22 protein-coding genes are annotated in these 25,152 nt (G+C 64.3%); 16 read left to right on the forward strand and 6 right to left on the reverse strand.

Features of this window, described 5'->3' with window-relative positions:
• Positions 1-104: 104 nt before the first annotated feature.
• The 3 genes from ACX80E_RS00600 to ACX80E_RS00610 all read left to right on the forward strand — a co-directional run bounded on the left by ACX80E_RS00600 (position 105) and on the right by ACX80E_RS00610 (position 3,350).
• Positions 105-1,382, forward strand: a complete 1,278-nt coding sequence (locus ACX80E_RS00600) for a hypothetical protein (protein ID WP_459299500.1) — start codon at positions 105-107, stop codon at positions 1,380-1,382.
• 114 nt (positions 1,383-1,496) lie between these two features.
• Complete coding sequence (locus ACX80E_RS00605; protein ID WP_459299502.1) at positions 1,497-2,666, forward strand: hypothetical protein; 1,170 nt, start codon at positions 1,497-1,499, stop codon at positions 2,664-2,666.
• A 258-nt stretch (positions 2,667-2,924) separates the two neighbouring features.
• Positions 2,925-3,350, forward strand: coding sequence for a GNAT family N-acetyltransferase (locus ACX80E_RS00610; RefSeq protein ID WP_459299504.1), 426 nt, complete (start codon positions 2,925-2,927; stop codon positions 3,348-3,350).
• A gap of 28 nt (positions 3,351-3,378) precedes the next feature.
• On the opposite strand, the gene ACX80E_RS00615 is transcribed toward ACX80E_RS00610, so the two are convergent.
• A complete protein-coding gene (locus tag ACX80E_RS00615) occupies positions 3,379-4,290 on the reverse strand; it encodes a LysR substrate-binding domain-containing protein (protein WP_459299506.1) in 912 nt (303 codons plus the stop codon).
• Positions 4,291-4,514: 224 nt separating this feature from the next.
• Between ACX80E_RS00615 and ACX80E_RS00620 the strand changes: the two genes are divergently transcribed.
• Positions 4,515-5,834, forward strand: a complete 1,320-nt coding sequence (locus tag ACX80E_RS00620; protein ID WP_459299716.1) for an MFS transporter — start codon at positions 4,515-4,517, stop codon at positions 5,832-5,834.
• A 56-nt stretch (positions 5,835-5,890) separates the two neighbouring features.
• Here the strand turns inward: ACX80E_RS00620 and ACX80E_RS00625 are convergent, their stop codons facing one another.
• Together ACX80E_RS00625 and ACX80E_RS00630 are read right to left on the reverse strand one after the other, a co-directional pair.
• The gene (locus ACX80E_RS00625) at positions 5,891-6,370 is read right to left on the reverse strand and encodes a hypothetical protein (protein WP_459299508.1); all 480 of its coding nucleotides are present in this window, start codon (positions 6,368-6,370) and stop codon (positions 5,891-5,893) included.
• Positions 6,351-8,297 (reverse strand): primary-amine oxidase, encoded by a 1,947-nt coding sequence (locus ACX80E_RS00630; protein ID WP_459299510.1) that lies wholly within the window; start codon positions 8,295-8,297, stop codon positions 6,351-6,353. Before ACX80E_RS00630 ends, ACX80E_RS00625 begins: the two co-directional genes overlap by 20 nt.
• A 144-nt stretch (positions 8,298-8,441) precedes the next feature.
• On the opposite strand from ACX80E_RS00630, the gene ACX80E_RS00635 reads away from it, so the two are divergent.
• The 4 genes from ACX80E_RS00635 to ACX80E_RS00650 all read left to right on the forward strand — a co-directional run bounded on the left by ACX80E_RS00635 (position 8,442) and on the right by ACX80E_RS00650 (position 13,390).
• On the forward strand, positions 8,442-9,053 hold the full coding sequence (locus ACX80E_RS00635; protein ID WP_459299512.1) for a TetR/AcrR family transcriptional regulator: 612 nt from the start codon (positions 8,442-8,444) through the stop codon (positions 9,051-9,053).
• Positions 9,054-9,152: 99 nt separating this feature from the next.
• Positions 9,153-10,118, forward strand: a complete 966-nt coding sequence (locus ACX80E_RS00640) for an AraC-like ligand-binding domain-containing protein (RefSeq protein ID WP_459299514.1) — start codon at positions 9,153-9,155, stop codon at positions 10,116-10,118.
• A gap of 163 nt (positions 10,119-10,281) precedes the next feature.
• Positions 10,282-11,691: an aldehyde dehydrogenase family protein gene (locus ACX80E_RS00645; protein ID WP_459299516.1), complete on the forward strand. Its 1,410-nt coding sequence runs from the start codon at positions 10,282-10,284 to the stop codon at positions 11,689-11,691.
• Between the two features lie 190 nt (positions 11,692-11,881).
• Positions 11,882-13,390: an APC family permease gene (locus tag ACX80E_RS00650; protein ID WP_459299518.1), complete on the forward strand. Its 1,509-nt coding sequence runs from the start codon at positions 11,882-11,884 to the stop codon at positions 13,388-13,390.
• Positions 13,391-13,569: 179 nt separating this feature from the next.
• Here the strand turns inward: ACX80E_RS00650 and ACX80E_RS00655 are convergent, their stop codons facing one another.
• The 3 genes from ACX80E_RS00655 to ACX80E_RS00665 all read right to left on the reverse strand — a co-directional run bounded on the left by ACX80E_RS00655 (position 13,570) and on the right by ACX80E_RS00665 (position 16,985).
• Positions 13,570-15,222, reverse strand: coding sequence for a thiamine pyrophosphate-binding protein (locus ACX80E_RS00655; protein WP_459299520.1), 1,653 nt, complete (start codon positions 15,220-15,222; stop codon positions 13,570-13,572).
• Between the two features lie 23 nt (positions 15,223-15,245).
• Positions 15,246-16,331, reverse strand: a complete 1,086-nt coding sequence (hisC, locus tag ACX80E_RS00660; RefSeq protein ID WP_459299522.1) for a histidinol-phosphate transaminase — start codon at positions 16,329-16,331, stop codon at positions 15,246-15,248.
• A 183-nt stretch (positions 16,332-16,514) separates the two neighbouring features.
• Positions 16,515-16,985, reverse strand: coding sequence for an Lrp/AsnC family transcriptional regulator (locus ACX80E_RS00665; RefSeq protein ID WP_459299524.1), 471 nt, complete (start codon positions 16,983-16,985; stop codon positions 16,515-16,517).
• Between the two features lie 201 nt (positions 16,986-17,186).
• Between ACX80E_RS00665 and ACX80E_RS00670 the strand changes: the two genes are divergently transcribed.
• The 8 genes from ACX80E_RS00670 to ACX80E_RS00705 all read left to right on the forward strand — a co-directional run bounded on the left by ACX80E_RS00670 (position 17,187) and on the right by ACX80E_RS00705 (position 25,046).
• Positions 17,187-17,915, forward strand: a complete 729-nt coding sequence (locus ACX80E_RS00670; RefSeq protein ID WP_459299526.1) for an IclR family transcriptional regulator — start codon at positions 17,187-17,189, stop codon at positions 17,913-17,915.
• Between the two features lie 202 nt (positions 17,916-18,117).
• Positions 18,118-19,590 carry a fumarylacetoacetate hydrolase family protein gene (locus ACX80E_RS00675; protein ID WP_459299528.1) on the forward strand — a complete coding sequence of 491 codons (1,473 nt, stop codon included), beginning with the start codon at positions 18,118-18,120 and terminating at the stop codon, positions 19,588-19,590.
• A complete protein-coding gene (locus ACX80E_RS00680; protein WP_459299530.1) occupies positions 19,587-20,291 on the forward strand; it encodes a GntR family transcriptional regulator in 705 nt (234 codons plus the stop codon). Before ACX80E_RS00675 ends, ACX80E_RS00680 begins: the two co-directional genes overlap by 4 nt.
• A gap of 34 nt (positions 20,292-20,325) precedes the next feature.
• A complete protein-coding gene (gene hpaE, locus ACX80E_RS00685; protein ID WP_459299532.1) occupies positions 20,326-21,831 on the forward strand; it encodes a 5-carboxymethyl-2-hydroxymuconate semialdehyde dehydrogenase in 1,506 nt (501 codons plus the stop codon).
• A gap of 27 nt (positions 21,832-21,858) precedes the next feature.
• Positions 21,859-22,932, forward strand: a complete 1,074-nt coding sequence (hpaD, locus tag ACX80E_RS00690; RefSeq protein WP_459299534.1) for a 3,4-dihydroxyphenylacetate 2,3-dioxygenase — start codon at positions 21,859-21,861, stop codon at positions 22,930-22,932.
• An 89-nt stretch (positions 22,933-23,021) separates the two neighbouring features.
• Positions 23,022-23,807: a 2-oxo-hept-4-ene-1,7-dioate hydratase gene (hpaH, locus tag ACX80E_RS00695; protein ID WP_459299536.1), complete on the forward strand. Its 786-nt coding sequence runs from the start codon at positions 23,022-23,024 to the stop codon at positions 23,805-23,807.
• On the forward strand, positions 23,792-24,601 hold the full coding sequence (locus ACX80E_RS00700; RefSeq protein WP_459299538.1) for an HpcH/HpaI aldolase family protein: 810 nt from the start codon (positions 23,792-23,794) through the stop codon (positions 24,599-24,601). Before hpaH ends, ACX80E_RS00700 begins: the two co-directional genes overlap by 16 nt.
• Before the next feature lie 46 nt (positions 24,602-24,647).
• Positions 24,648-25,046 (forward strand): hypothetical protein, encoded by a 399-nt coding sequence (locus ACX80E_RS00705; RefSeq protein WP_459299540.1) that lies wholly within the window; start codon positions 24,648-24,650, stop codon positions 25,044-25,046.
• Positions 25,047-25,152 lie beyond the last annotated feature (106 nt).

The raw sequence follows: 25,152 nt of genomic DNA on the forward strand, positions 1-25,152 counted from the left end.
ACGGCGGGCGCGGCGTTCGCACGAATGCTGCGCCCCGTAGTCGTGCCCCCGGCTGTGGCGACTACGGTTAAGGGAGACCCTCCCCGTCAGCACCAAGGAACCCAGTGGCCAAGAAGTCCAAGAGCACCAAGAAGTCCCGTTTCGGCAACCCGGCAAAGGCAGCCGCCGACGCCGCCGAGCGCGCAAACCTCATGTCCCTGGCCGACGTCCGGCTGGACCGCGCCATGGAGGCATTGTCCCCGGGATTTGCGCTGTGGCTGGAAGGCCAAACGGACGGCGATAAGGACATTGACTTCAGCTTGATGGTCCTTGACGACTTCTTCGACATGTACCGGATCCTTGAACCGCAGACCGACGCCCTGTCGCTGGTGCCCGATGCCGTGCGGGAGGTCATGGAGGTCTCGGCTGACGCCAACCCCCAGTCAACCTTTGCCTTGCGCAGCGGCGTCCGGGACTATGTGAACTACCTGGTCCAGGCCTCGCTCTGGACGGGCACCCCCGGTGACCTGGTTGAGCTGGCGGAGGTGTTCAAGCAGCCCGCGTGGCCCGGCCTGGACCCCGCCACGGAGCTGAACTTGGCCGCACTGCTGCCCGCCGCTAATATTGGCCCGGACTTGCCCGACCCGGCAGATTATGACTTCCCGGCTGTGGTCGTCCCCGCGCTGACAGCCGAACAGTTCATCGCGGCCGCGGCCAGCTCCCCGCTCTGGCAGAACACCGTTGCCCTGCTGGCTTGGGTGGGCGAAGGCAGGGACACCACCACCAAGGGAATCCTGCGGAAAAAAGACCGGGCTGAAGCCGCGGCCGCACTGCGCCACAGCGGTGCCGGGATTCTCGCCGAGGCGGCCAAAGCAGCAGCAACGACCGCCGAACTGACGGCCGAAAGCATGGACAGGCTCAAACTGTACTGGCACCTCCTAGCCAGCGCCGGGCTGATCCAATTCGAGACTGGCAAGGTGTTTGTGTCGGCCAGCGCCACGGACGCCCTGGCACATGAGTCATCCATGGCGGAGACGTTCGTCGACATGCTGGGGACGTTCATCTTCGTGTCGACCCTGACTGGTTCCCAAGAGGGAGCCTACGAGCCCTGGCACCTGGACATGGCGTCCTTCATGGTCCGGTGCGGCTCTGCAACCCCGCCGGCATCCGCCGCCCTTGCCACTGCTCTTCAAGCACCCGACACAGCTGACCCGCAGCTGCTCATCCGTGCCAAGAACGTGGCCAGCTGGGCTGCGGAGGGCCTTGTCACTGTTGGCGAGGACATCGTCGTCCCGGCCGCATTCCGCCTGGATCTGGTTGACATGCTCAAGGACGACTTCGGTGTTGCGGCCGTGGGACCGGGCGCCGGACTGGACCTGGCCGCACTACTTGGCGCGGGCTGATCAGCCTTCTCCGTGGTGCGCTGGCAGCGGCCCGCCACGCGGAAGGTTCCCGCCGCCGTCGTCCCCGAAGCGACTACGGTTAAGTCATCACACACTCGAGGGATAGGAACGTTCGTGACAAAGAAGTCCAAGAACACCGGGGCATCCCGGCTGGACAACCCGGCACAGCCCGCCGCCCCGCATCAGGTGTTGTCCTTCACCGACGCCGTTGCCCACAAGGCGATGGATCCCCTCCTGCCCGGCTTCGAGGAATGGGCCATCGCCGCCGGGGTTGACGCCGAGCAGGCCAGCTGGCTCGCCGCTTTGCTGCTGGACTTCTTTAAGAACTACGCCAAAAGTGTCCCGGCCCCGGATGCCACGAACCTGGATGTGGAGATGTCCACGCTGCTCCTTGAATCGGCGGGAAGTTTTCACCCCGAAATGCGGGTGAGCATGGCTCTTGCCCTGAACTCGTTCCTGAAGTTCTTGCTCACAACCCTGGCATGGACCGGCACACGGGACGCCCTGGTCGAGTTGCTGGACATCACGGGCCGGGATTCCATGGCCCCGCCCAACCCCAAGCTGGCCGCCTACGTGGCCCATCAGAGCCTGGACCCGACGGAGGCCGGGGCGGACCGCGCCACCAGGACCTACGTTCGCTGGGCTGCGGCGTTACTGGAGTGGATCGGCACGGGCCGCGAGCTGACCCCGGCGGGTGCTGTCCGCCGCAAGGACATTGCCGGTGCCGCCGCCTGCGTTGACATGAACGCCGTGGGGGCCGCCACCTCCCGGGCGCATCAACCGGCGGGGGCTCCGGTTTCGGTCACGTCCATGACAGCGCTGCCGCGCCTGATGGAGTACTGGCAGGCGCTGATAGACACCGGACTCATCAGAACTGCCGGGAAGCGTGTCACTGTGACCCGAGCCGGCCAGACCTTCCGCAACAATCCGGCCGGCGCCCTCAACGACACCGCCGTACTGGCATATTTCCTGTACTGCGACGCCATCATCCCGTACCCCGGCTTTAACCCGGACGAGTCAACCATGGTCAAGACAGCCCGGGCACTGGCCACGGCGGCCTCGAACAGGCCCGATAGCACTGATACCCTCCTCGCCCCCGAACACCCCTTCGCTCCCGGGGAGGTCCAGGCCATGATGGTGGCCGCCTCGCTCCGGCGGTTGGCCGCCACGGGCCTCGTCGAAATAGGCACTCACATCACAGTTCCGCCGTCCCTGCGCAGTGCCTTGTCGTCGGCCCTGGAACTCCTCGACGACGAAATCGACGCGGCCCCGGCCAGCACCTGAGCGGATTTAGCGACCCAAGAACTCAATGGCCCACCAAGGTCGCCAACTACTCACGTAGCGTGAGATTCCGCCAGCAACGGCAAGGTCTTTGCCTCGGGAAGGGCCCAGTTCGACCACAAGGCAGGCCGGTTGGTCCGTGATTTCGCGACGTGGTGAGCATGCCCCGGAATCTCGCAAACGACCGTTCGGAAAACATTCTCAACGACGATTCCTGTGGCTGAATCCGCTGTCACGGCACCCCAATGTAAAACTGGGCAGATGACTGTTCATCTCATCCCTGTCAGCGCCCAACGATTCCCTGCATGGCTCGAACGAAGCCGCAGCGAATACGAATCCGATCTTGTTGCGACAGGTGAGTCTTCACAGGAGGCCCACCGGCATGCACGTGAGAGCATCGACGCTTCGTTTCCTGCCGGCATCCCGACAACAGATAACGCCGTGTTCGATGTCGTTGACGACACAGGGACAATCGCCGGCTACCTCTGGATAGGCACAGACAGCTCTGAAGACAGCCACTCATGGTGGGTCTGGGACATAGTCGTCAACAAGGAGCAGCGCGGCAAGGGGCTTGGTCGGGCAACCATGAAACTCGCAGAGGACTACGCGCGTTCCCAGGGCGCCCACACCTTGGGGCTCAGCGTCTTTGGATTCAACCACGCAGCCCGGGCGTGGAGGAGTTCGTGAACAAGCAGCTGCTGTACGTAACCGGGTGCTAGTGTGCCGGAACTTGAAACGTCTCGACGGTGAAATCGAGCAGCGCCTGTGCCCGGGGACTGAGCCGGGAGCCTTTGAGCCAAATGCCCGACATGGTTGTCTGGCTGACGGGTGGAGCCAGCGAGCGGACCGCCACGGGAAGTCCTTCCATGGAAACCGGTGCCCAGTTCGGCCGGGACATCAACAGTCCATAGCCCAAACCCCGACCCACCAAGGCCTGGACCAAAATGATCTGCGGCATGTGTGCCACGATGTTCGGGCGCAGGCCGCGGTCGGCAAAAACGCGGTGGGTGTTGGCCGTGCTGGGGCTGGCGTCATACATGATCAACGGTTCCGGGGCCAGTTCCGCCAGATCGACGGTTGCCTGCCGGGCCAGTGGATGATCAATGGGTAGCACCACCTGAAGCTCAGTCTCGTAGATGGTTCTTCGTTGAAATTCGGTCGATAGTTCCATGTCGTAGACAATCGCCAGATCCAGCTGGCCACTGCCCAGTGCCGGCAGCAACTCGTCGTGGGTCCCCACCACCACCTCCACGTCCACGTCGGGGTGGAGTTTGGGAAATCCGGCCAGTATGGCGGGCAGCACGCTGGCGGCAAAGCTGGCGAAACAACCCAGTTTGACGGGCCCCTTGAGTTTCCCCTGGGCACCGCTCATCCCCGCCACCAGATCGTCGGCCTCGTTCAGCAATGCCCGGGCCTTCACGGCAAAGTATTCCCCGGCCGGGGTGAGCGCCAGCCCCCGCGCCTTGCGGCGAATACACAGCTGTTCACCCACGGAGTTTTCCAGCCGCGTAATGGCCTGGGACAGCGCAGATTCGGAGAAGTGTAAAAAAGCTGCGGCCTCACTGAGTGTGGCAAAGTCGGCCAGCGCCACAAACAGCTCCAGCTGGCGGAGGGTGAACTTGGACACGAGACTTTTTCTTTCATTTAGCCGAATATGTAGTCCTACTTTTATAAGTTTACTCGCAGAAGTATTTTTGTGACACTGATTACATCCCGATACTCGGTCCGCAGCCGCAAGGGTGCGTGCGGGCCTGTCGGTACCTTCGGACCAAAATCAAGGACTACGACCATGAGCAACTCAAGAGCAGTTGACACACGGCGCACGCAGCGACGCGTCGCTTTGCCACTCTCATCGGCACCACCGTCGAGTGGTACGACTACTTCATCTACGCCACGGCGGCCGGCCTGGTGTTTGCCCACCTGTTCTTTGAGCCGGCAGGACCTCAGATCGGCCTGCTCCTCTCCTTCGCCTCCGTGGGCATCAGCTTCCTGTTCCGCCCGCTCGGCGCTTTCCTGGCCGGTCACTACGGCGACAAGATAGGCCGCCGCGGCGTGCTGGTCATGACACTGCTGCTGATGGGCGCCTCCACCATGCTGATAGGCGTGCTGCCCACCTATGCCAGCGCCGGCGTACTGGCCCCGATCCTGCTGCTTCTGCTGCGCATCCTGCAGGGTGTCTCCGCCGGCGGTGAATGGGGCGGCGCAGTCTTGATGGCTGTCGAGCACGCGCCAGCCAATAAGCGCGGACGGGCCGGATCATTCCCGCAACTCGGCGTGCCGCTCGGCCTGCTCCTGGCCTCGGGCATCATGGCGCTAATGACGGGCGTCATCGCCCCGGATGAAGCGTTCCTGGCGTGGGGTTGGCGCATCCCGTTCCTGCTGAGCGTCGTGCTCATCGGTGTGGGTTACTTTGTCCGCAGGGCCGTGGAGGAGAGCCCGGTATTTTTGGAGATTGCCGAAAAGAAACAACAACCTAAGGTTCCGATCCTCGAGCTGTTCCGCAAGCACTGGCTGCTGGTCATCCTTGCGGCCCTGATCTTCGCGGGCAACAACGCCGCCGGGTACATGGCCACCGGTGGCTTCATCCCCAGCTACGCCACCAACCCCGACGGCGTCGTGGGCTTGGGCAAGACGCCTGTGCTGATCGCCATGACCTTCGCCGCCGCCATGTGGCTCATCTTCACGGCGCTGGCCGGCGGCATGGCCGACACGATCGGGCGAAAGCGCACCTACGTGATCGGTTTTACCGCGCAGGCGCTGACGGTGTTCCCGCTGTTCCTGCTCATCAACACCGGTGAACTGTGGGCCCTGTACCTGGCCCTGTTCTTGTTCACCTTCGGATTGGGCCTGACGTACGGCCCACAAGCCGCCTGGTACAGCGAGATTTTTCCGGCCTCGATCCGCTTCTCCGGGGTCTCCATCTCTTACGCCCTCGGCGCGATAGTGGGCGGCGCTTTTGCGCCCATGATCGCGCAGGCGCTGCTGCAGGCCACGGGCTCCAGCCTCGCCATCTCCGGATACCTGCTACTCATGACGCTCATCGGGCTGGCTGCTGTCATCATGCTCAAGGACCGCCCCGGGATCGACCTCAGCATCACCAACCAGGCCGAACAAGAGGTTGGCGCCACCATCTTTGACAAGCGCGAACCGGTCGCGGCTTCAGCCCGGTAAGTCTCAAGAACAGGACGACGGCGGCATCCACCTTGGGTGGGTTCCGCCGTCGGGCGTTAAGATCTCGGGGACGGCCGACCGACGGCGGCGCATTCACGCCCGCGCCGCATTAGCCGCGCAGCCAAGAAGGCCACGGCCAGCTCAAGGGCAACGACACCGAGCATTGCCGCGGGCTGCGGATGCGAGTCGGCCGCCCCGGCAAGCTGCGCCCCCATGCCGCCATGGTGGGATCCTGGCTTTGACCCTGACCCCAGGAGAAGTGCCACATGCACCGCCACCATGACCAGGGACATCACGAAGATCAGGCGCACCGCCCGTTCGTGGCCGCGACGCCATACATCCACTGCGCACGGAAGGCAGGCGGCGGCCATGAGCAGCATCAATGCACTTTCCCATGGCATAGCCCTGTGCGCCCACGCCATCCACACGTGCGCCCCCACCGCCGCCAGTGCCACGGCCGCACACAGGCGGACCGGCAGCCGGGCCCACCTGGCGCTGCCCGCAAATTGAGGCGTGTCAGCAGCTGCAGTGGTCATCGCCGCCGGCCCCACCACAATGGTTGGCACCGGCCGGAGCGCTGGCCGGCACATCAAGGACCGGGCTGCGGTCAAAGAAGCCCTCCGGGCGGAGTTTGAAGCCCACCGTGTCGACGGGCATGATGGGCCAGTCCTCCACTCGGGGGAAGTGCGTCAGCCCGAACGTGTGCCAGAGGACGATGTCCTGGCCGTCGAGATCGCGGTCAGCCGCAATGAATGACGGCAGTCCGGCCCCGCCTGAATGCTGGTTGACGAAGTCGCCCGTCGGGTAGCGCTCGTCCTGCGCAAATTGGGTGACCCACAAGTCTTTCGTGGCAAACGTGGCCCGCCTGGCCACCGACGATTCCGGGTCCGCCAACAGCATGGGCTGGCCCTGGGGAAGAAGCTTGTACGCCACCGGCTCGCCCAGCCGGTTCAGTGACGTTGGGTTGGAGACAACCCAGGTCCGGCCGCTGCGCATGTCCGCCTCGCGGACGGCCTGGGACTCCGTGGCCAGGATTGTGCGTTTGCGGGTGAACGCGTTGCCGCGCTCGTTCCCCTCACCCATCGGCACGCGCACCACGTCTTCCTCCTCCACCCGGTTGAGCTGCCCGTCCACGGCCATGTCCAGGCGCGCCCCGAACAGGTGCTGGTGGTACGGTGCGCCGAGCCCCGGCGCCAATTCGGAGGCGTAGGGGTACCCCTTGCCGGGGTAGGCGCTGGTGAAGACAATGCCAGTGGCCTTGGCCTCGAACTCGATGGTGCCGTCCAGGTAGAGGTACCAGTAGAAGCCGTAGTCGTAATTGCCAATGGTCGTGAAGAAGGAGATCACCATGCGGCGGTTGCGCCGGGTGTAGTCAATCCCTGTCCACAGGTCCGAGTGCTTGGCGAGGATGGACCAGTCTTCCTCGTGCATGCAGATGCCGTTGCGGATCTCGCGGGGGTTGCCGAACGCGTCGCTGATGACGGGGCTGAGGTAGGTGATCTCACCGAGGCAGTCGCAGCCAAGCTCCAGGGAGTTCGCGTATTGGCCCACCTGGTATTCGCCGGTATCGAAGTAATTTTGCCAGGACCGCACCGGGGAGGGGTCGCCGTAGGGGACCACCATCTCGGCGATGGATGCGCGGTTGATGATGGAACGAATCCGCCCGCCGTCGTTGAACGCCACGTTGTGCAGGACCACGCCTTCACGGGCGTCGAAGCCGACGTCGAGGCTCCATTTCTCCCACTCGATGTGGTTGCCGCCCGTGAGTGTGAAGCTGGGGCCGTCGGGCTGCGTGATGTTGATCGGTTTTTGGGTTTCCCGCTGCGGGCCGGTGAGCCCGGGGTCAGTGTAGTTACCGTGTTCGGCGGGGACGGGGACCACACCGAAGTCCAACACCTGATCGACAGCCTTGTTGGTGACGTCGACATAGGCCACTAGGCCGTCGACCGGATGGGCCCAGGCGCTGTCTTCGGGGAAATCCTGGACAAAGGCGAGCCCCCGCAGGATGCGCCGGCCCTTTTCCTCCGGGTAGTCAAAGACGCCCGCAGACAGGGGCGCCACGCGCACCTTGGCAACGTCCAACTTTCGCAACTCAAGTGCCTTGAGCCATTCGGGGTGCGTGGCAAGAATTTCCTCCACCACGGCAAACTCTTCTTCCAGAACGGGCAGCTCCCCCGTCACCGCCGTATCCAGCTCGACAGCTGACTCCACGGTGCCGTTTGTCACCGAGACGACAGCATCCTTGGGGGCAGCACCTGAAACATCGAGCAGGAACACGCGGTATCGGCGGTTTACCGCGACCCCGTCCTGCTGCCCCCGAGGCGGATCCAAGAGACCTAGGTAGGCGATGCGTGCTGACTCCGCCAACATTCCGGCGGTCTGAAGGATTTCTCGCACGGAGGCAATTTCAGCGGCCGAGGCCAGCGCGAGTGGCGCGGCGTCGACGTCGTTGGTGACTGTCATGACTACTCTTTTCGTGGGTGGGCGGCCGGAAACCGGTCGTTCACGTTTTTTATTCTATGGTTGTAGAGAATACACACACGTAAGATGCATCACAAGGGATCGAGCTATATCGTCCGGTCCACACCGACCCTCTGGAGAAATTAATTGCCGAAAATTGTCGACCATGACCAGCGGCGGCTTGAGCTGGTCGACGCCACCTGGCGCATCATTGCCCAGCACGGGATCGAGGGCGCCACCATGCGCGAGATCGCTGCGGAGGCCGGCTTTGCCAATGGTGCGCTGAAGCCGTACTTCCCCACGAAGGATGACCTCATCACCTTCGCGTTCGGGCACGTCTTCAATCGGACCAACCAGCGCATTGCGCAGCGGACCGCCGGAAAAGTGGGCATAGAGGCGCTGCACGGCTTCTGCCAGGAGGTGCTGCCGCTGGACGAGGACCGCATCTACGAGGCCCGGATTGTCATCCCCTTCTGGCAAAAAGCCCTCACCGATGCCACCAAGACCGAACTGCATGAGTCATCCATGCACCAGTGGCGCGCCGGACTGCAAGTGCACCTGCACCAGGCTCGAAACAGGGGCGAAGTCACGGCGCCAACCAAGGACGAGGACATCATCAACCAGCTAATGAGCATGCTCTTGGGTGCCCAGATCATTGCCGCCATGTCACCCGGGGAACACTTGCCGGCCCAATTGAACGCCCAGCTGGACGCGTACCTACTGCTGCTCAACCCCGCGAACGGAACGGAACGGCCGTAGCGGAAATTTTTATTCGCCGATGGTCGAAAATAAGTGACAGGAAACACATAAGTCACTAAAGTGGTGGAAAAGTGTTGCCCAACACAAGGGAATTTTCCAATGAACGCCACACTTGAAACCGCCGACGGCGTCCAAACCGCCGTGGCCCATTCCTTTGCCGCATGGCACGACCTCATTTCCAAGTCGTTTGTGCCGCTGCACGTCCGCTCCAGCGACCCCGGTCGTTTCCATGGCCGGCTGCGTTCTCGCCTCCTGGACGAGCTGTCCATCATTGAGGTCACGGCCACCGGGCACAGTGTGCACCGCACACCTGCGCTCATCGCCCGTTCGGACAGGCCGTATTTCAAGCTCAATCTCCAACTGGCCGGCACTGGGCTACTGGTCCAGGACGACCGGGAGGCCGTCTTGGAACTTGGCGACCTGGCGGTGTATGACACCAGCCGCCCGTACACGCTGGCCTTCGCCTCCGAGTGCCGTTCGCTGGTGCTGATGTTCCCTCACGACGCCCTTGACCTGCCAGCAGGTTCGGTGGGCCACCTGACAGCGACACGGATGGCCGCCGACAAGGGACTTGGACGAATGATCAGCCCCTTCATGACACAGCTGGCAGACAACCTCGATGTGCTTTCCGGACCCAGCGGGCACCGACTGGCCCATAACACCGTGGACCTGCTGAGTACCCTGTTTACCGCGGAACTGGACCAGGCTGAGCGCGGCCCCGGGCGCCTGCACGAGGAACTCCTGGGTAGGATCCGCCGTTTCATCGAGGCCAATCTGGCCGATCCGGAACTGACCCCGGCAAGCGTCGCATCCGCCCACTTCATTTCCACCCGACACCTGCACAATGTTTTCCAGGAGGCAGGAACCACTGTGGCCCACTGGATCCGCACGCGCCGGCTCGAGAATTGCCGGCGCGAGCTTCGCGACCCCCTGCTGGCCCACCGCCCGGTCAGCACCATAGCCGCCCGTTGGGGATTCGTGGACGCGGCACACTTCAGCCGCGTCTTCCGCTCAGCCTTTGGCGAACCCCCCACCACCTACCGCCTGTCCAACAGTCGCACCTGAGGGCAAAAACCGCTTGTTCCGCTAGCCGGCCAGCAGGTGTTCGCCTTGGGGCAACAGATCTTCACGGATCGACAAGACCGGTGCCCGGACGGTCGGCCAAACTTGGATTATCACGGCAGCGCCGCCACCGGCGTTGCGCTTACTGACTCGAACTGGAGCATCCATGGAAACGTACACTGACCTTCTCACGGCGATTACACAGGTCTCCGGGGAGACCAGGACCATGTTGGACCCCGCCACGGGCGACGTGGTGGGTGAGGCCCCGGTCCATACTGTTGAGGATTTGGAACGTGCCATCGCTGCGGCAACCGCGGCCCAGCCGGCATGGTCGGCACTCGGCCACGCCGCGCGTAGCGCCGTCCTACTCAAGGCAGCGGACGCCGTCGACCGGTCCGCCGAAGAACTCGCCCGCCTCCTCTCCCGCGAGCAGGGCAAGCCGCTTAACGGCCCCAACGCCCGCTTCGAGGTGGGCGCCTGTGCGACTTGGCTGCGCGCCACCGCGGCAACCGAACTGGCCGCCGAGACAGTGGTCGACGACGGGGCGACCCACGCCCAAATCCACTACCGGCCCATCGGCGTGGTCGGTGCCATCGGGCCCTGGAACTGGCCCATGATGATCACCATCTGGCAGATCGCCCCGGCCCTTCGCATGGGCAATGCCGTGGTCGTCAAACCCTCCGAGTACACCCCGTTGAGCGTGCTGGCGCTGGTCCACGTGCTAAACCAGGAACTCCCCGAGGGCCTGCTTTCGGCCGTCAGCGGTGGCAGGGAGGTCGGCGCCCGCCTGGCCGAACACCCCGCGATCGGCAAGATCATGTTCACCGGGTCCACGGCAACAGGCAAGGCGATCATCAAATCCTCAGCCGGCACCGTCAAGCGCCTGACCCTTGAACTTGGTGGCAACGACGCCGGAATCGTCCTCCCGGACGCCGACCCGAAGGCCATCGCCGAGAACCTGTTCTGGGGTGCGTTCATCAACACCGGCCAGACCTGCGCGGCCCTCAAGCGCCTCTACGTCCACGAAGACATCTACGACGCCGTCTGCGAAGAACTCACGGCCGTGGCGGTCGCCATGCCCATGGGCGTGGGCCTGGATGAAAACAATGTGCTCGGCCCACTGCAGAACAAGGCGCAGTTCGACATCGTGGCCCGGCTTGTGGAGGCCGCCAAGGACTCGGGAGCACGGGTGCTCCTGGGCGGAAACCCGGAAACAGGACAACCGGGCTACTTCTACCCCACCACGCTCGTGGCCGACATCGAGGACAACAATCCGTTGGTTGCCGAGGAACAGTTCGGCCCGGCCCTGCCCATCATCCGGTACAGCACCGTTGACGAGGCCGTGGCGATGGCCAACGGGCTCGACGTCGGACTCGGCGCCTCCGTTTGGTCCGCTGACCTTGACGTGGCCCGCAGTGTCGCGGCCCGCATCCAAGCCGGCACCGTCTGGATCAACTCCCACGGCGGCGTGGACCCCCGCATCCCCTTTGGCGGCGCCAAGCAGTCCGGCTACGGCCTCGAATTCGGCGTCGAAGGCCTCAAGGCCCTCGGCGTCCCGCAAGTCATCAACGGCTGAGGGCATCACCGCAGCACATCGCGGGGGCCATCACCACTCCGGTGGAGGCCCCCGCGTTGGCAGGCCCCGCCCCTTGTGGGCTCGACGGAAGTTCTGCACTGTTAGTCAATGGCGTTGCAGCGAACAACAAGCCATTGACTGTGATGCCTGACACACTCAAGACATCTTTATTCTCCCAATGGAGGTTTTCATGTCACAGGAACAAACCCTCCCGTCCACCTGCACCAACGCCGGCCGCGGGACCAGCAAAGGACTAAGCAAGCGCACGCTCGGTGTGCCCGCCCTCGTCTTCATGATCATCGCAGCATCCGCCCCGTTGACGGTGGTGGCGGGCGGCATTCCCAGCAACTTCGCCGTCACCGGGAACGTCGGAATACCTCTGTCCTTCATCGTCCTCGGCCTTTGCCTGGCCCTGTTCGCCGTTGGCTACGCAGCCATGAGCGCCCATATCCGCAACGCCGGCGCTTTCTACGCCTACATTGCCCAGAGCCTCGGCCGGGCCACGGGGGTGGGAGCCGCCTGGGTGGCGCTGATCTCCTACAACGCGATGCAGATCGGAATCTACGGGCTTTTTGGCTTTGCCGCGGCGTCCTTCGTCAATGCAAAGCTTGGGCTCAACGTCCCCTGGTGGGCGGCGGCACTGGTGGGCTTCGTCATTGTCGGCTGGCTGGGGATCAACAAGGTTGACCTGTCCGCGAAGATCATTGGTGTCCTCGTGGGGCTGGAATTTGTGGCCGTCATCGTTTTCGATGTGATCGCCTTCGCTGTGAGCCCTGAGGGCGTCAGCGGCGCCGGATTGGCGCCGTCGAACCTGTTCACGGCGGGCGTAGGCGCAGCCCTGGCCTTCAGCATGGCGGCCTTCATGGGCTTTGAATCGGCCGCCATCTACAGTGAAGAGGCGAAGGATCCCGCCCGGTCCATCGCCCGGGCCACGTACATTGCTGTTGGCATCATTTCCCTCTTCTACGCATTCTCCGCCTGGGCCATGACCATCGGCACAGGCCCCAGCCAGATCATTGGAGAATCTCAAAAGTATGGCCCCGACTTGCTGTTCGCCTTCCTCGCCAGTCACGGCGCCGTGTTTGTCTCCGATATCGCCCAGGTATTGTTCATTACGAGCCTGTTGGCTGCCCTGATCGCGTTCCATAATGCTGTGGCCCGGTATGTGTTCTCGCTGGGACGCGAAAGCGTGCTGCCACGCAAATTTGCCCGCGTCAACGCCCGGCACGCCCCGGTGGCCGGGTCGCTGGCTCAGTCCACACTGGCCCTGATCATGCTGGCCGTGTTTGCCGTCGCCGGGATTGGGTCCCAGCTGGGCGAGCTGTACCCCGTGCTCACCTTCTTCACGTGGCTGACGAACACCGCGGCCTTCGGCCTGGTTCTGCTCCTGGTCCTGATTTCGGTGGCCGTCATAGGCTACTTCCGCAAGCACGCGGGCGGGTACTCCCTGTGGACCCGGATGATCGCGCCGGCACTGTCTGCCCTGACACTCGGTGCGGTGTTCGTGCTGATCGTGGCCAATTTCAATGTCCTGATCTGCTCGGACGGCAACTCGGCGCTCTCGTGGATCCTGCCGGCACTGGTTGTGGTGCCCGGCCTTGCCGGGTTGCTCTGGGGCCTGAAGCTCAAGAAGGACCGCCCGGACATCTACTGTGGCATCGGCTATGGCGGGGCACCGGACACCTCCGAGGTCAACTGAGCCAACAGTGCTGCCAAGGGCGCCCGGTTCCGCCGGGCGCCCTTGGCGTCTCAAGCCGACGCCGTCAGTTTGGTTCCCACGACAGCCATGTCCATCGTCTCCTCCGGGGTCAGGATTGACGTCATCCTCACTGGGCCGGGCAGTCCCGACAGCCCAAAGTGCTGATCAACGCCACCAGCTCAGTTGGTCAAGGCAGCCAAAACAGGGGCCATACTTTCTTGCATGTACTCAGCCACCACCGTTTGGGAGACAGCCACGTCCAGAACAAAAAGCCCCCGGGCACCGTCGTCCAGCCAAGAGCGCAGCTGGTCCAAGTCCGCCAGGGAACGCATCTTGGTGCCGGACGCCCCCAACGCCTTGCCAAGGGCGGCGAAGTCCACTTCGTCAATTTGCATGGCCGTGTCATCGAGGCCGCGCACAGCATATTGGTGCAGCTCCGCCCCGTAGGCAGCATCGTTGAACACCACCATGACGCCGCTGGATACGGTGCGAATCACCGTGTCCAGGTCGGCCAGGCCCATCAGCGCCCCGCCGTCGCCAGAGACCAGAACGGTGAGCCGGTCGGGCCGCGCGGCAGCGGCACCCACCGCGGACGGCAGGCCCAGGCCAATGGTCTGAAACGCGGTGCCCACCATCATCAGGGCGTGCGGATCCGGGACCTGGCAGTACATGGGCGCCCACCCAATGAAGTGCCCACCGTCTTGGACAATGGTCCGGTTGGCGGGCAGCACTGAGTCAAGCCTTTGGGCCACCGCGCGTGGGTTCAACCTGCCGTCGTCAGCGAATTCTTCCTCGGGACGTTGCTTCGACATGGACCCATCCGCGACTTCCGGATAATCATCCCGCCAGCCCCGGCCAGACCGTGGAGGCGCCGCGGCCAGCAGGGCTGCCGCGAACTCACCGGCGTCGGCGCGCACAAAGCGGGAAACACAGGCGCTGGTGGCCAGCTCACCGTGATCCACCTGAATCACTGTTGCACCGGCGTCGAACAAGGTCCCATACCGGGTTTGGAAGGTGTTCAGGCTTGCACCAACCACAAGGACCACATCCGCACGCCGCATAACCTCCACGGCCGCCATAGTGCCGAACCCACCGGCAATCCCCAAGTCCCAGGCGGAGGAGAAGATATTCCTGGCCATGACCGAGGTGGCGAAGAGCGCTCCCAGCCGGTCGCCGAGATCCTTCAGTGCCGGGCCAGCTCCGGCGAGAAGTGCGCCCCGGCCTGCGATGATCAGGGGCCGCTGGGCACCAGCCAACACTCTGAGAACGTCCCGGGTTGCGGCGTCGTCTACGGTGGGGAGGGCGGCATCTTCAAGGGGCACCACCGGTTTCTGGGGTCCTGCGTCGACTGCTGCGAGATCATAGGGAATCGCCACAATCACGGGGCGCATGTCGCGGGACGCCAATGCCCAAGCCTGCTCCGTCACAGCCATGGCACTGTCCCGGGCCACCGTTAGTGTCTGCACGCCGAGCCCCCGCGCCACAGTTTCCTGATCGATGTCCCAGGGGCGGGGTCCAGTGGTGGGGACCTCCCCGACCACCACCACCATGGGAACGCGCGCCTTCGCTGCCTCTGCCAACGATGTGAGGCAGTTCGTGAAGCCTGCTCCATAGGTCACCGTGGCCACCGCAATTTTTCCGGAGGCCCGATGGTAGGCGTCCGCCATGGCAACAGTGCCTGCTTCGTGGCGAGCACTGATGTAGCGCAGGCCACGCCGGGTGACATTGCTCGTGAAAAACGCATTGCCGTTGCCCATCAAGCCGAAGATTGTCTCGGTGTGCCGGGCGCAGCTGTCGGCAACGACGTCGGAGACGGTCAGTGCTGTGGTCATTGAACTTCCTTTGTGTATGTGGTTCACAACGCTGGCAGAAGCAGGGCTGCAATATGACCGGCGGTTTCCAGGACACGGTTGTTGGCTTCCGGTTCACCAACAGAGATGCGGATGCCCTCGTCGGGGAAGACGCGAACTGAGATCGCATTGGCGCTAAACAGCTCCGCCATGGCAGCCGTGTGCCCACCGCTTTCCAGCCACACGAAGTTTGCTTCGGACGGCAGCACGGGCAGTCCGGCCGCTGCCAGTCCCGTATATAGCCGGTCCCGCTCGGCGACGATACCCGCGACGCGTTCGGCCAGTTCGGCAGGCGCCCTGAGGGATGCCAGGGCAGCACTTTGGGCCAGGTTGGTGACGGTGAAGGGAACAGCAACTTTGCGTAGGTTGCCGGCGAGCTCGATCGGGGCAATGGCATAGCCGAGGCGAAGCCCTGCCAGCCCGTACGCCTTCGAGAAGGTGTGCAGGACCACTACGTTGGGGTATTTCCTAAACAAATCAATCCCCACCGCCGTGAGTGGATTCTTGTTGAACTGCACGTAGGCCTCGTCAATGACCACCACGACGTCGCTCGGCACGGCCCGGACGAACTGGTCCACGGCATCGGCGCTCAACATGGCCCCGTTGGGATTGTTGGGGTTGCAGACAAAGACCAATTTGGTGCTCGGCGTCATGGCCGCAGCCATAGCGGGGAGATCGTGGCCGCCGTCGGCGTTCAAGGGAATGGGCTGCGGCACCGCACCAGCCACTGTTGCCAAAATCGGGTAGGCCTCAAACGAGCGCCAAGCGAACATGATCTGGTCCCCGGGATTGGCCACCGCGTGGATCAGCTGGGAAGCAACTTCCACGGATCCCGCCCCAAAGCAGATGTTCTCTTCCCTGACGCCCCACTGTGCGGCCACTGCCTGAGCAAGTTCCGATGCTGCCATGTCCGGATAGCTGTTGATGTCCGTGGCGGCAGCTGCCACGGCGTCCAGCACCGAAGGCAGTGGCGGGTATGGGTTTTCGTTGGAGGAAAGTTTGTAAGGGACCAACCCGGCACTACCCTCCGGCGCCTTGCCTTGTTGGTAGGCCGGGATTCTCTCAAGCCCGGCGCGCTGCGGGATGCTCATGTGGTCCTCCAACTTTTTCGGCCAGGTAGCCGCGAACAAGATTCCAAACACAATGTAGGGAGACCAGCCACGAGTGTGCAACCGTCAGCAAACCAACCCACCAACATGTACAGAATGACGAGCATTACCGGCCAACGACTAGACAATTTGTCTAGTCGTTGGCCGGTAGGAAGGGTGGGACGGTCAAGATCCGGCGGCGGCCCTCAACAAGGGCAGGTGCCGGTTTTGCAAGTGCGTTTCCAAAACAATCACGCTGGAGGTGCGGGCAACGCCCGGCGCCTGGGACAGGGCGTCAAGCACCCGCTGGAGGTCCGTGGTGGACTTGGCCACAATCTTCACCAAGATGTCGCTGGCTCCGGAGACCGTGTGCATCTCCAGGATTTCCGGAATCGTGGAGATGGCCTCGAAGACAACGCCGTGGCCTATTCCCTGGGCAATTTCAATGGAACAAAAGGTAATGACGGGGTAGCCGAAGGCTGCGGGGTTGATTTGTGGAATGATCCCGCTGATGACCCCGCCGTCATGCAGTCGGTCAAGCCGGCTCTGCACTGTGGCGCGGGCAATTTTGAGTCGCCGCGAGCACTCCAGTACGCCAATTCCAGGCTCTTCCGTGAAGAACTCAACAATGGCGGCATCCAAGGCGTCAACTTTCATGAGTCCATTATCTGTGATGGGTGGCACGCTGCAGTCAATCCGGCCCGGGCGAGCCGGGAGGCGGCCAGCAAAGTTCTATACTTGAACCCACTGTCCTCGCGGAGCACAGGGCCACGCCGGCCGTAGGGCACATTCGCACCGGGCCGTACGCTCCCGGGCCGGGGAGCAAACCAGCCGACGGCGACTGAAGAGGATGATGAAGTGAGCAAAGACGCAGGAGAAAGCCGCCCCACGAAAGTGCCGGCCCATTCACAAACCCTGTCCCGCGGCATCCGCGCCCTAGAAATCCTGGCGGACGCCCAGGCCCCCATGACCATCGCCGAACTCTCCGAGGCACTGGGCGTGCACCGCTCCATTGCGTACCGGATAGTGCGCACGCTGGAGGACCACTCGCTCCTAACGAGGGACGACGCCGGCCGTGTCCAGGCCGGCCCGGGACTAGCAGCCCTCGCCCGCGGTGTCTCACGCGACCTGCAGACGGCCGCCTTCCCGGAACTGACGGCACTTGCCAATGAGTTGGCCATGACGGCGTTCATTGCCGTTTGGGACCACCGCGATTCTGTCACCCTCCTGACGGTGGAGCCCCGCCATTCAGGGGCAACCCTGGCCCAGCGGCCGGGCACGCGCCATTCCTTCAGCTCCGGCGCTCCCGGCATTGCCATCCAATCCGCCATCAGCGAGGACGCTTGGGCTCGGCTGGCACCTGGCCTGCCCTACCGGCACGAAGCACTGGCCGCCCGGACTGCGGGATTCGCCACCAGCCACGACGAAGTTCTGCCGGGAGTCTCCGCAATCGCCGCGCCCATCCACGTTCCCGGGCGCATGCCGGCGGCCATCTGCGTGGTCTTCCTGGGCCCCGGCGCGGATCCGGCGGCCATTGGCGCCCGGCTGGCCGAAAGTGCTCACACCATCGAATCGCAGTTGCAGTAGCGCGCCCTGGCGCGTCCCCCAAGCCACCCTCCCGAAGCGGAGGCGGAAAGGCACCCGCGGGGGCGCCGACTCCGGCTCCGCACTCCCCCAAGAAACTTCACACCCAATGGTTGACGTGACGGCGGTAACACGGCTACGGTGATTGTATACGATTTCGTATCTTATCTTTAGGGCAGTCACCCACCCACCCCAGGAGCATTCCGTGGAACAAGTCACCGCAGCCACCGTCAAGCAGACCGGCAAGGTTATCGCCGTCCACCTGGCCTACCAGTCGCGGGCCGACCAGCGCGGACGAACCCCTGCCACGCCGTCGTACTTCCTGAAAGCGTCCTCGTCACTGAGCCTCAGCGGCGCACACATTGAACGCCCCGCCGGCTGTGAGCTGCTCGCCTATGAGGGCGAGATCGCTCTCATCATTGGCACGGCGGCCCGCCGCGTGCGCGTCGAGGACGCCTGGGGCCATGTTGGGCAGGTCACGGCGAGCAACGATCTGGGCGTGTACGACCTCAAATATGCTGACAAGGGCTCGAACCTCCGCTCCAAGTCCGGTGACGGCTTCACCCCGTTCGGCCCGGGTCTCCTGCCCGCGGCCGGGCTTGACCCGGCCGGCCTGCGCGTGCGCACCTGGCTCAACGGCGAACTCGTCCAGGACGACTCCTCGGCAGGGATGATCTTCTCGTTCAGCCAGATCGTGGCCGACCTGTCCCAACTCATGACGCTGGAACCAGGGGATGTGATCCTTACGGGAACCCCTGCAGGCTCCTCGGTTGCCGTCCCCGGGGACGTCATCGACGTCGAAGTCGACGCCCCGGCCGCCGGGCTGAGCACGGGGCGGCTGCGCACAGTCGTCGTCCAGGGCGAAACACCCCTGGCGGACTTCGGCAACAAGCCCAAGGTCACCGACACCGACCGCGAGGAAGCCTGGGGCTCCGCCGAGGCCGCCGGACTACCCCCGAAGGGCCTCAGTGCGGAGCTCAAACGCAAGCTAACCAGCGTCGGCACTGCCACCCTCAGCGCCCAGCTACGCCAGCGTGGCCTGAACAACGTCAGCATCGACGGGCTCAAATCCACCCGGCCGGAGCTGCGGATCGCCGGCACGGCCCGCACCTTGCGGTACGTGCCCAACCGGGAGGACCTGTTCAAGACCCACGGCGGTGGTTACAACGCCCAGAAGCGCATCATCAACACCCTGAACGAGGGCGAGGTGCTGGTCATGGAGGCTCGCGGCGAACCCGGCACCGGCACGGTCGGGGACATACTTGCCCTGCGGGCTCAGATCAACGGCGCCGCGGCCATTGTGACCGACGGCGGCGTGCGCGACGTTGCCGCCGTGGCTGCCCTGGCGATGCCCACCTTTTTCACCGGCGCACACCCTGCCGTTTTGGGCCGAAAGCACATTCCCTGGGACACGGACTTGACCATCTCCTGCGGTGGGGCCACCGTCCAGCCCGGCGACATCATTGTCGGGGACGCCGACGGCGTGCTGGTGATCCCGCCGTCGTTGGTTGAGGAAGTGGCCGACGCCGCGATCGCCCAGGAACACCAGGAAACCTTCATCGCCCAGATGGTCACCGAGGGCCACGGCGTCGAGGGCCTGTACCCGATGAACGCGGCGTGGCAGGCGAAGTTCGCCGATTGGGCCACCACGCATCCCAACCCGGCGGCGCAGCCGTGACCGCCCCGGAGGAAGGCACGGCAGCCGGCAGTAAGTCGGAGCGTGCCTACGCCGCCATCAAGGAGAAAATCCTTGTCGGCGAGTACACCCCCGGTCACAGGCTGGTGCTGGCGAAGCTGGCTGATGATCTCGGCTTCAGCGTGGTGCCGGTGCGCGAAGCCCTGCGGCGGCTCGAGGCCGAACACTTCATCACGTTTGAGCGCAACGTCGGGGCCACCGTGGCCGGGATCGACCCCACGGAATACCTGTACACCATGCAGACCCTGGCGATCGTCGAGGGTGCCGCCACGGCACTGTCCTGCCCACTGATCACAGCCTCCGACCTGGCCCGTGCCCGCGAGATCAACAACCAGATGCGCGAATGCCTGGAGAATTTTGACCCGGTTCGTTTCACGGCGCTGAATCAGGAATTCCACAGTGTGTTGTTTGAAAACTGCCCCAACCCGCACATTCTGGAGCTAGTCCACCGCGGTTGGAACCGGCTCCGGGCCCTGCGTGCCTCCACGTTCAGCTATGTGCCGGGCCGGGCGCGGGAATCCGTTGCCGAGCACGAGTCGATCCTGCACCTCATTGAAAGCGGGGCGGGGCCCGACGACGTCGAGCGCGCCGCCCGCGCCCACCGCGCGGCCACGTTGGACGCCTACCTGGCCCGCAGCACCCCCGAACAGCGGGCCCACACGCCTCTCGCCCCCAGCATCTAAACCCCCGAAGCACGCGAAGAAAAGGACAATCTCCATGGCCGAGCACTACCTTCCGGACAACCTGCCCACCCACATCCAGCACTACATTGACGGTAAATTTGTTGATTCCGTCGGCGGCGAGACCTTCGATGTGCTGGACCCCGTCTCCAACAGCAACTACGCCACGGCGGCCGCCGGGCAAAAGGCTGACGTTGATCTGGCCGTGGCCGCCGCCACCGAGGCCTTCACCAACGGCCCATGGCCGCGCATGAAGCCGCGGGAGCGCGCCCGCGTCCTGAACAAGATCGCCGACGCCGTCGAGGCGCAGGAGGCGCGGCTTGCCGAACTTGAAACGTTTGACTCCGGCCTGCCGATCACCCAGGCCCGCGGCCAGGCGTTGCGGGCCGCGGAGAACTTCCGCTTCTTCGCGGATTTGATCGTGGCCCAGTTTGATGACGCCATGAAGGTCCCCGGCGCCCAGATCAACTATGTGAACCGGAAACCGATCGGCGTCGCCGGTCTCATCACCCCGTGGAACACGCCGTTCATGCTGGAGTCCTGGAAGCTCGCCCCGGCGCTGGCCTCGGGGTGCACAGTCGTGCTCAAGCCGGCCGAGTTCACGCCCCTGTCCGCCTCCTTGTGGGCCACGATCTTCGAGGAAGCCGGTCTGCCGCACGGTGTCTTCAACCTGGTCAACGGCCTGGGCGAGGACGCCGGGGACGCGCTGGTCAAGCACCCGGACGTGCCGCTGATCTCCTTCACCGGCGAAACGACCACCGGCCAGACCATCTTCCGCAACGCCGCCACCAGCCTCAAGGGCCTGTCCATGGAACTGGGCGGCAAGAGCCCCTGCGTGGTGTTCGCCGATGCAGATCTCGACGCCGCGATCGACTCCGCCCTGTTCGGCGTCTTCTCCCTCAACGGTGAACGCTGCACGGCCGGCTCCCGCATCCTGGTGGAGCGCTCCATCTACGCCGAATTCTGTGAAAAGTACGCCGCCCGGGCCAAGAACATTGTGGTGGGCGACCCGCACGATCCGGCAACCGAGGTGGGCGCGCTGGTACACCCGGAGCACTACAACAAGGTCATGCGCTACGTGGAGATCGGCAAGACCGAGGGTCGCCTGCTGGCCGGCGGGGGCCGCCCCGAAGGCCTGGAAACAGGCAACTATGTTGCCCCCACAGTCTTCGCCGACGTCGCCCCGGAGGCGCGGATCTTCCAGGAGGAGATCTTCGGCCCCGTTGTCGCCATCACGCCCTTTGAGAACGACGAGGAGGCCTTGGCCCTGGCGAACGGCGTCAAGTATGGCCTGGCCGCTTACATTTGGACGCAAAACCTCACCCGCGCCCACAACTTCGCCCAGAATGTCGAGGCCGGCATGGTGTGGCTGAACAGCCACAACGTCCGTGACCTGCGCACGCCGTTCGGCGGGGTGAAGGCCTCCGGTCTGGGCCACGAGGGCGGCTTCCGTTCGATCGACTTTTACACGGACCAACAGGCCGTGCACATCACCCTGGGCACCGTCCACACCCCCAAGTTCGGCGCCTCAAGCGCCACCTGACCACCCCCACTCAACGAGGAGTTCCCCATGACTGACTTCATCCCCACCCCGGCAGCCCCGGCTCCGGACATTGTGCGCTGCGCCTACATGGAACTGGTGGTCTCCGACCTGACCAGGTCCCGCGAGTTCTACGTTGACGTGCTTGGCCTGCACGTGACCTGCGAGGACGAGAACACCATTTACCTGCGCTCCCTGGAGGAGTTCATCCACCACAACCTGGTGCTGCGCAAGGGCCCGGTCGCCGCCGTCGCGGTTGCCGCCTTCCGGGTTAAGTCCCCGGCCGAGGTGGACGCCGCCGAGGCCTACTACAAGGAGCTGGGCTGCCGCACCGAACGACGCCGGGACGGTTTCGTCACGGGCATCGGCGACGCCGTCCGCGTGGAGGACCCGCTGGGCTTCCCCTACGAGTTCTTCTACGAGACCACGCATGTGGAACGCCTCACCCAGCGCTACGACCTCTACTCGGCCGGGGAACTGGTCCGCCTGGACCACTTCAACCAGGTCACCCCGGATGTGCCCCGCGGCCGCAAATACCTTGAGGATCTGGGCTTCCGCGTCTCCGAAGACATCAAGGACTCCGACGGCGTAACCTACGCGGCGTGGATGCACCGCAAGCAGACAGTCCACGACACCGCCCTGACCGGCGGCGACGGCCCCCGCATGCATCACGTGGCCTTCGCCACGCACGAGAAGCACAACATCATCCAGATCTGCGACAAGATGGGTGCCCTGCGCATCTCGGACCGGATCGAGCGCGGCCCCGGCCGCCACGGCGTCTCCAACGCGTTTTACCTGTACATCCTGGACCCGGACAACCACCGCGTGGAAATCTACACCCAGGACTACTACACCGGCGACCCGGACAACCCGACCATCACCTGGGATGTCCACGACAACCAGCGCCGCGACTGGTGGGGCAACCCGGTGGTCCCGTCCTGGTACACCGAGGCCTCCCTGGTTCTGGACCTGGATGGCAACCCCCAGCCCGTCGTCAAGCGCACCGAATCCTCCGAAATGGCCGTCACTGTCGGCGCCGACGGCTTCTCCTACACCCGCGAACCGGGCGAGGAGCGCGGATTCAAGTTGGGCCAGCAACTTTAACGAGAGACTTGCTGGGCGTTGACCGCGGGGCACATGCCCCGCCAGCGGAGGCGGTCAACGCACCGGATTCGACACTGAGGAGACACACCATGCTTGACGACGAAACGATTGCCCGCATAGCCGACGAGCTCGTGGCGGCCGGAAAGAGTCGGGTGCCGGTGCCGCGGCTGACGGCGCGGTACCCGGAGATGACTGTGGAGGATTCCTACCGGGTGCAGACGCTGTGGCGCCAGCGCGGCGAGGCTGCCGGGCGGGTGCTGGGCGGGCACAAGATTGGCCTAACGTCCAAGGCCATGCAGGATGCCACCGGCATCACCGAACCCGACTACGGGATCATATTCAAGGACATGATCCTGGAAAACGGCGCCACGATTGAGTGGAAGCAGTACTCGCACCCGCGCGTCGAGGTGGAGCTGGCGTTCCTGCTCAAGGATGACATCAGCGGCCCGGACGCCACCCTCTTCGACGTTCTGCGCGCCACCGAGTATGTGGTGCCGGCGTTGGAAATCCTCGATTCGCGGATCGAGATGGCTGGCCGGACCATTGTTGACACCATCAGCGACAACGCCGCCATGGGCGCCATGGTGGTGGGCGGGACCCCGGTCAAGCCGGACGCCCTTGACCTGCGCTGGATTTCAGCCATCTTGTTCAAGAACCAAACCATCGAAGAGACCGGGGTGGCGGCTGGCGTGCTGAACCACCCGGCCCAGGGCGTGTCCTGGCTGGCCAACAAGATCGCCCCGCACGGCGACGTGCTCAAAGCTGGCGAGCTCATCCTCGCCGGTTCCTTCACCCGCCCCATGTGGGTTGCTGCCGGGGACACCGTGTACGCCGACTACGGAAATCTGGGGACCATCACATGCCAATTCGTCTGACACCGGAGCCCTCGTTCAAGGACGCCCTGGCAGCGGCCGGGCGCCCACTGGCTGGCATGTGGGTGTGCTCTGGCAGCCCGCTGGTCGCCGAAATCTGCGCCGGGGCCGGGCTTGACTGGTTGTTGATCGACGCCGAGCACAGCCCCAACGGTTTGGAAGGGATCCTCGCCCAGCTGCAGGCAGTCAACGGCTACCCCGTCACGGCCGTGGTTCGCCCACCGGCCAACGACACCGTCATCATCAAACAGTATCTGGACCTGGGTGTGCAGACACTGCTGATCCCCATGGTGAACACGGCCGACGACGCCGCTGCCGCGGTGTCCGCAGCCCACTACCCGCCACTCGGTGTCCGCGGCGTGGGCTCGGCGCTGGCCCGCTCCGCCCGGTGGAACCGCATCCCGGACTACCTCACCCGCGCCGCCGAAACCATCACGGTGATGGTGCAGATCGAGTCGTCGCAGGCTGTCGCGAACATGTCGGAGATCCTGGCCGTGGACGGGATCGACGCCGTCTTCATCGGCCCCTCGGACCTGGCCGCATCCATGGGGTTCCTGGGCCAGCAGGAGCACCCCGAGGTGGTGGCCGCCGTCGAGCACTGCATCAAAAGTGCCAGAACCGCCGGAAAGCCTGTGGGTGTGAACGCCTTCGCCGAGGCCACGGCGCGCCGCTACCTGGCGGCCGGGGCGGACTTCATCCTGGTCGGCGCTGACGTTGCGCTGCTGGCGCGGGGCAGCGAAGCCCTGGCCGCCAGCTACGTACCAGCGGCCGACGCCGGACCCGCCGCCAGTTACTAGTCCCCGCACCCTCCCGCCACTAAACCCTTGGAATTAAGGCTCTATTATGACTAGCAATGACAAGTCCATGGTGACGCTCGGTCTCGCGGCGGGTTTCACGCTCTTGGTTTCCGCCGGGATGATGCTTGCAGGGTTCGTGGTAGATGCAATGTTTTTGACGACCATCGTCTTCACCGTGTTCGTCGTCGCTTTCGTCTCCGCGCCATTGTTTGCGCGCCTTCGGATCAGTTGGCCGGCCCGCCCCGCTGTCCTTGGGGCGGTACTCGGGTGGGCGCTTTCGGCTCCGCTCGGAGCGCTCTTCAACAGTGCCGCTAATGTCATCTGGGAGCTGGACGAGCCGTTCGAGGTGCTTCCTGCCACGTGGTTGTGGGCACTGATTCCGCTTGTTGTTGTCCTGGTGGTGTCCGGGATAAGGCAGCGCATCATCATTCGCGATAGGTACTGACTGGGGTTACGACGACCACTGAAATCCATGGACTGGTGTGGCCCTTCCCGCGACGGCCAGACAGGGTAACGGCCCCAATCTAAGGGATGATTTGTTCGTTAATTCA

This window comes from Arthrobacter sp. TMN-49 (genome assembly GCF_054511095.1).

What these genes read in the sequence shown, in the direction of transcription:
- ACX80E_RS00700 (WP_459299538.1), top strand. Translation starts at nt 23,792, where the DNA reads ATGCCAATTCGTCTGACACCGGAGCCCTCGTTCAAGGACGCCCTGGCA.
- ACX80E_RS00630 (WP_459299510.1), bottom strand. Translation starts at nt 8,297, where the DNA reads ATGACAGTCACCAACGACGTCGACGCCGCGCCACTCGCGCTGGCCTCG.
- hpaD (WP_459299534.1), top strand. Translation starts at nt 21,859, where the DNA reads ATGACTGACTTCATCCCCACCCCGGCAGCCCCGGCTCCGGACATTGTG.
- hpaH (WP_459299536.1), top strand. Translation starts at nt 23,022, where the DNA reads ATGCTTGACGACGAAACGATTGCCCGCATAGCCGACGAGCTCGTGGCG.
- ACX80E_RS00655 (WP_459299520.1), bottom strand. Translation starts at nt 15,222, where the DNA reads ATGACCACAGCACTGACCGTCTCCGACGTCGTTGCCGACAGCTGCGCC.
- hpaE (WP_459299532.1), top strand. Translation starts at nt 20,326, where the DNA reads ATGGCCGAGCACTACCTTCCGGACAACCTGCCCACCCACATCCAGCAC.
- ACX80E_RS00625 (WP_459299508.1), bottom strand. Translation starts at nt 6,370, where the DNA reads ATGACCACTGCAGCTGCTGACACGCCTCAATTTGCGGGCAGCGCCAGG.
- ACX80E_RS00650 (WP_459299518.1), top strand. Translation starts at nt 11,882, where the DNA reads ATGTCACAGGAACAAACCCTCCCGTCCACCTGCACCAACGCCGGCCGC.
- hisC (WP_459299522.1), bottom strand. Translation starts at nt 16,331, where the DNA reads ATGAGCATCCCGCAGCGCGCCGGGCTTGAGAGAATCCCGGCCTACCAA.
- ACX80E_RS00610 (WP_459299504.1), top strand. Translation starts at nt 2,925, where the DNA reads ATGACTGTTCATCTCATCCCTGTCAGCGCCCAACGATTCCCTGCATGG.
- ACX80E_RS00705 (WP_459299540.1), top strand. Translation starts at nt 24,648, where the DNA reads ATGACTAGCAATGACAAGTCCATGGTGACGCTCGGTCTCGCGGCGGGT.
- ACX80E_RS00645 (WP_459299516.1), top strand. Translation starts at nt 10,282, where the DNA reads ATGGAAACGTACACTGACCTTCTCACGGCGATTACACAGGTCTCCGGG.
- ACX80E_RS00640 (WP_459299514.1), top strand. Translation starts at nt 9,153, where the DNA reads ATGAACGCCACACTTGAAACCGCCGACGGCGTCCAAACCGCCGTGGCC.
- ACX80E_RS00665 (WP_459299524.1), bottom strand. Translation starts at nt 16,985, where the DNA reads ATGAAAGTTGACGCCTTGGATGCCGCCATTGTTGAGTTCTTCACGGAA.